General features: G+C 38.6%; 4 protein-coding genes, 1 tRNA gene and 1 rRNA gene. 3 read left to right on the plus strand and 3 right to left on the minus strand.

Annotated features, from left to right (window positions below; all coding sequences use genetic code 11):
- Nucleotides 1-90, minus strand: a 5S ribosomal RNA gene (gene rrf / locus ACQKN4_RS25225); the annotation flags it as partial.
- A gap of 643 nt (nucleotides 91-733) precedes the next feature.
- Nucleotides 734-1,804 (minus strand): cysteine desulfurase family protein, encoded by a 1,071-nt coding sequence (locus tag ACQKN4_RS25230; protein ID WP_427485205.1) that lies wholly within the window; start codon nucleotides 1,802-1,804, stop codon nucleotides 734-736.
- A 100-nt stretch (nucleotides 1,805-1,904) separates the two neighbouring features.
- Here ACQKN4_RS25230 and nadB point away from each other — a divergent pair, with 100 nt between their 5' ends.
- From nadB to nadA, 3 genes are read left to right on the plus strand one after another with little or no spacing between them, the layout of a single operon-like run.
- Nucleotides 1,905-3,491 (plus strand): L-aspartate oxidase, encoded by a 1,587-nt coding sequence (gene nadB, locus ACQKN4_RS25235; RefSeq protein WP_427485202.1) that lies wholly within the window; start codon nucleotides 1,905-1,907, stop codon nucleotides 3,489-3,491.
- On the plus strand, nucleotides 3,448-4,308 hold the full coding sequence (gene nadC, locus ACQKN4_RS25240; protein ID WP_427485203.1) for a carboxylating nicotinate-nucleotide diphosphorylase: 861 nt from the start codon (nucleotides 3,448-3,450) through the stop codon (nucleotides 4,306-4,308). Before nadB ends, nadC begins: the two co-directional genes overlap by 44 nt.
- Complete coding sequence (gene nadA, locus ACQKN4_RS25245; RefSeq protein ID WP_427485204.1) at nucleotides 4,295-5,398, plus strand: quinolinate synthase NadA; 1,104 nt, start codon at nucleotides 4,295-4,297, stop codon at nucleotides 5,396-5,398. Before nadC ends, nadA begins: the two co-directional genes overlap by 14 nt.
- Nucleotides 5,399-5,590: 192 nt before the next feature.
- Here the strand turns inward: nadA and ACQKN4_RS25250 are convergent.
- Nucleotides 5,591-5,662 (minus strand) — tRNA-Glu (locus tag ACQKN4_RS25250).
- Nucleotides 5,663-5,681: the final 19 nt, after the last annotated feature.

Consider the following 5,681-nt stretch of genomic DNA (forward strand, 5'->3'; position numbering starts at 1 on the left):
GGGAAGCCCCCAACTACCATCGGCGCTAAAGAGCTTAACTTCCGTGTTCGGTATGGGAACGGGTGTGACCTCTTTGCCATCATCACTAGACTATTAAGTTTTCGATATACGTCGTATTTTTTCGTTAGCCTCTGTCGTTCAGTCAGTCATGTACTTAAGTACGTTCTTCCCTTGCTTCATCGCTTACTCGAACTACTCGTATGTTGAAACCTTTATGTATTTCGTTTTGAAGTTTATTACCTGTCCTTCAAGACAAGAATTATTGTATAACGTTTTCTAGCATTGTGCAATACTTTTTTATAAAAAAAAGAAATTATTACTTTTTAGAGATATTTTTTGTTATGTAAGAGAAATTATCACTCTACTATTTATTATAGCAATTGTTTAATTAAAAGAAAACTATTAATTTAATAGATGAGAATTAATCAACTATTTATATCCATTTTATAAATAAAAGGCACTAATTTTCGCTACAAGCTACTTCTTCCCCCAAAATCAATGCTCTACGACAGGAGTACTTGAGTAGCTCTTCGCTCCAATAATCCACCCAAAATAAGTATACTTAGAAAAATATTAACCAAAGATTATTTTTATAGACTACTTAACATATACGTAAATTATCATTTCAAAATTATTTAATCATAGTTTTTCAGTTTTAATCTTATCCTCAATATTTATTGAGCCTTTCATTTAATTGCTTAGAAAGCATTTAATATATTTCACATGACAAACATTAAAGACTTGAAAGTGCCCTTTGTAATCGATTAATTTCCTCAAATGTCGTTGCTGGACCAAAGGATATTCTAAAAAATTGGCGAATCGCTTCCATAGAATAGCCCATAGATAAAATTGCTTTAGTACCAGATTCACTATGAATATCACAGGCGCTTCCTGTAGAAATACATATCCCCGCTTCATTTAATTTTAACAAAACGTATTGCCCTTCTACTCTTTTCATCAGCACACCACAAATATTAGGCAATTGATTCTTACACTCAATGAGCTGACACGTCTCTGGTAAATTCTCCTTAAAGTATTGACGTAATGCTGCATAATGCTGACGCTCATATTGATAATCTTCAATCGCCGTAGCAAAAGCGACAATAGCTGGGGTATCTAGTGTTCCTCCCCTTAGCCCGCGCTCATGTGTGACACCTGGAGCTAATGCAGGAACACGGAGCTCAGGATTCATATATATAGCACCACACCCTTTTGGCCCACCTATTTTATGTGCTGAAACAGTAATAGCATCTACTTGCTGTTTTAACGAGAGTTTACAAAAGGATTGTACACAATCGACGTGCATAAGCACATTTGTTTGTTTCGCAATTTTGGAAATTTCTTCTATAGGTTGAATAGAACCTATCTCTGAATTTACATGCTGAATAGTGATTAAAGCCGTATCTTCTTGAATCGCTTCCCGTAGTTGCTCTACACGAATACAACCGTCTTGCTGTAAGGGTAACTTTGTGACCGTAAAACCCATTTTTTCAAGTGTATTTAAAGCCGCATGTACCGATGTGTGTTCAGCTTGGGATGATATAATGTGCTTCCCTTTATTTGAAGCAAAAGCTAATGACAAAATCGCAATTAAATTGCCCTCCGTGCCACTTCCCGTAAAAATGACACCATCACTGTTTACTCCAAGTGACCTTGCTACAACAGCTCTTGCCTGTTCAACAAAATAATGTGCTTGCCCTCCTAGGTCATGTAAGCTTGCACTATTTCCATAATACTGCTTTGCTACCTCGCAATATGCTTTAAGGGCTTTTGGCGTCATTGGAGCGGTTGCAGCGTAATCCATATAAATCATCTTATTCTTCCTTTCTAATTCATTCGGTCTTGTTTTCTTTTTTATTTTATGCAAAGATAAGTGTCAAGACAACTGTAAAGAAGGTAAATGTATGGATGTAAAGACAGATGTACTTATTATTGGTAGTGGTATTGCCGCACTTCAAACTGCTCGGCTTCTCGAAGAACATTTTCAAGTACAGCTAGTGACAAAGTGTTCAGTTAAAATGAGTAGTTCTTATCGTGCTCAAGGCGGTATTGCTGCCGTTACAAGTCAAGAAGATCATCCAAAGCTTCACATTACTGATACGTTGACTGCTGGTGAATATCATCATGAAAGAAGGAATGTTGAAGTACTAATAGAAAATGGCACAGAAATTATGCGTAATTTTTTAAATGAGGGCTTCCCAGTTGATCGACAAGTTGACGGGTCCCCCGCTCTTGGCTTAGAGGGAGCACATAGTCATCATCGCATTTTACATGCAGGCGGTGATCGTACTGGTCAAGTAATGATTGATTATTTGCTCAATCAACTCACATCTAATATCGTCGTGAATTGCTATGAGATGGCTTATGAGCTCTTATTAAACACAAATGGGGATTGTGTTGGTGTTCTAACAAAAGGCGCAAAGGGAACGAAGCGCTACCTTGCCCACCACGTCATTCTCGCGACAGGAGGTGCAGGTGCTCTTTATTCTTGTACGTCTAACTTTGCTACGAATACTGGTGATGGGATCGCATTAGCCTATCGTGCTGGAGCTGCCATCAGTGATATGGAATTTATGCAATTCCATCCAAGCTTACTTTGGTCTGGAGGCCAGGCCAAAGGGTTAGTCTCTGAAGCTGTTCGTGGCGCCGGAGGAATATTTGTAGATGCGTATCGTCAGCCTATAATGGAAGGCGTACATAAACAGCTGGACTTAGCACCGCGCCATGTTACAGCACATGCATTATTTCATAAACGTGCTGCTGGGCAGGAAACATTTCTTGATATTACAAAGATTGAGCACTTTGAAGAAAGATTCCCTACGATTACTCAACTTTGCTCTGACAATAATGTTAAGTTACAGGATGGCTTAATTCCTGTAGCACCAGGTAGCCATTTCTTAATGGGCGGGGTTGTTGCTGATGACAAAGGAAGGACATCTATTCCTAATCTCTATGCAATTGGAGAAGTTGCTTGTACAGGAGTGCATGGCGCCAATCGTTTAGCTAGTAACTCTCTATTAGAAGGAATTACGTTTGGACAAAGAACAGCCCAATACATTATTCAAACAGGTTGTACACAAAAGAATTTCTTGATTAGTGACAAACATCACCAACAAACAATGCCATCGTTATTTACAAAAGATCAATTACGGCAAATGATGATGCACACATTAGGCATTGTGCGAAATCCTATCGATATGCAACAATTCATACAACAATTGCCCTCATTGCAATCACTTCTTCATGTTAATTTAAATGACCTGAGTCAACAGGAAATTGAACTTTACATGATGCATATTGTCGCTACATTAATGGCGCTCGCAGCCATTACACGAAAAGAAACTCGCGGAGCACATATTCGCGTTGATCAACCAGAAAATGATAACCAGTGGGCAAACCGTTGGATTATTTTTCAACAAGGACAGATGAAAGTGAGGAATTCATTATATGAATATCATCAAACTCGAGGAATTGTTAAAGCAATTTTTTAATGAGGATATAGGCGATGGCGATTTATCAAGTGAATTAATATTTTCCCCTGAACAACAGGGATCTTTTTCTTTTTATGCGAAAGAAGACGGCATTTTTTGTGGAGCTCTCATCATTAAGCATGGATTTCTTCTACTTGATCGATCGATGGATATTACCCTTTATAAAAAAGATGGGGAAAAAGTAAATGCTGGTGATGTTCTTGCTGTTATTCAAGGACCTCTTCAAAAGTTATTAATAGGTGAGCGTGTAATTTTGAATCTTATCCAGCGTATGTCTGCTATTGCCACAACGACAAATTTAGCGGTGCGAGAAACTGCAGGTACTAATGCGAAAATATGCGATACGCGCAAAACGATGCCTGGATTGCGTATGTTAGATAAATACGCTGTTAGAATCGGTGGTGCCTATAATCATCGCAATGGTTTATTCGATGCGATCATGCTAAAGGATAATCATATTGCTTTTGCGGGTAGTATTACTAATGCAGTACAGGCTGCCCGTGAGAAAATCGGTCACACTATTAAGATCGAAGTCGAAATCGAAACAAAAGCACAATTAGATGAAGCAATTGCAGCTGGTGCAGATATCATTATGTTTGATAATCGTAGCCCTAAAGAAATACGTGAATGGCTTCCTGCTGTTCCTCCACATATCGCTACAGAAGCTTCGGGCGGCATTACACTTCAAAACTTAAATAGCTATGCGATAACAGGTATTCAATGGATTTCACTAGGAGCGCTAACACATTCAGTAAAAGCTTTTGATATTAGTGCACTTGTAAAACCGAAAGGAGCTAGTTTCATTGTCCATCACTAATCTATTTCAACAAATGTCACTACTACCCGAGCATTATCGTGCTTTATCTAAAAATGACATGGAATCTCGCATTCTAGCCATAAAAAAGGAACTAGGTAGTAAGCTCTTCATTCCTGGGCATCACTATCAAAAAGATGAAGTGATTCAATTTGCCGATGCAACAGGGGATTCCTTGCAACTTGCTCAAATATCAGCAGCTAATACGGAAGCTGAACATATAGTATTTTGTGGCGTACACTTTATGGCTGAAACAGCTGATATGCTTACAACTAAACAGCAGCATGTATACTTACCTGATATGCGTGCAGGCTGTTCAATGGCAGATATGGCAGACATTTATCAAACAGAACAAGCATGGCCAATTTTACAGGAGCTTTTTGGTGATACCATTATCCCTCTAACATATGTTAATTCTACTGCTGCCATTAAAGCATTTACGGGGCGACATGGTGGAGCATGCGTAACATCATCCAATGCAAAAGAAATGGTTGAATGGGCATTTACGCAAAAACAACGTATTTTCTTTTTACCCGATCAACATTTAGGTAGAAATACTGCGTACGATTTAGGAATACCGCTTGAAAATATGGCCGTTTGGAATCCCCATACAAATAAGCTTGAAACGGATCAGTCCCCAGAAAACATTCAAGTTATCTTATGGAAGGGACACTGCTCTGTACACGAAGGCTTTTCGGTTCAGCATACGGAGCTTATACGTAAAGCTCATCCAAATATGCGGATCATTGTTCATCCTGAATGTAGTCGTGAAGTTGTTGCTGCTGCAGATGATGTAGGTTCTACAAAATACATTATTGATACGATTAATAAAGCACCAAGTGATTCTGCATGGGCAATCGGTACTGAAATGAATCTCGTCAATCGTCTGATCAAGCAGCACCCTGATAAGCAGATTATCTCTTTAAATGAAAATTTCTGTCCTTGTCTTACAATGAATCGTATTGACCTTCCCCATCTACTTTGGTCTTTAGAAAGTATACAAAAGGGGCAACCACATAATCGTATTCAAGTAGATGCTCACACTGCTGAAGAAGCACGTAGCTCGCTTGAACAAATGCTATTAAGAGCGTAAAGAGCAAAACGTCTACCCAAAATGAGTAGACGTTTTCTTATAGTTGCTTAAGTTCTCTAATGAGAATATGTAGTAATGTTCAAATATATTTCAACTAATCATAATCGAGTAAGACAATTAGTAGAATCTTAAAAGCTATCTTTGTACAAAAAAAATACAGTAGATGTAAATTACATCTACTGTATTTTAGTATGACCCGTACGGGATTCGAACCCGTGTTACCGCCGTGAAAGGGCGGTGTCTTAACCACTTGACCAACGGGCCAATGGCGGAGAAGGAGGGA

This window comes from Lysinibacillus sp. NPDC093692 (assembly GCF_050280125.1).
Classification (GTDB): Bacteria; Bacillota; Bacilli; order Bacillales_A; family Planococcaceae; genus Lysinibacillus.

Coding starts and splice junctions, on each gene's coding strand:
- ACQKN4_RS25230 (WP_427485205.1), bottom strand. CDS start 1,804: ATGGATTACGCTGCAACCGCTCCAATGACGCCAAAAGCCCTTAAAGCA.
- nadB (WP_427485202.1), top strand. CDS start 1,905: ATGGATGTAAAGACAGATGTACTTATTATTGGTAGTGGTATTGCCGCA.
- nadC (WP_427485203.1), top strand. CDS start 3,448: ATGAATATCATCAAACTCGAGGAATTGTTAAAGCAATTTTTTAATGAG.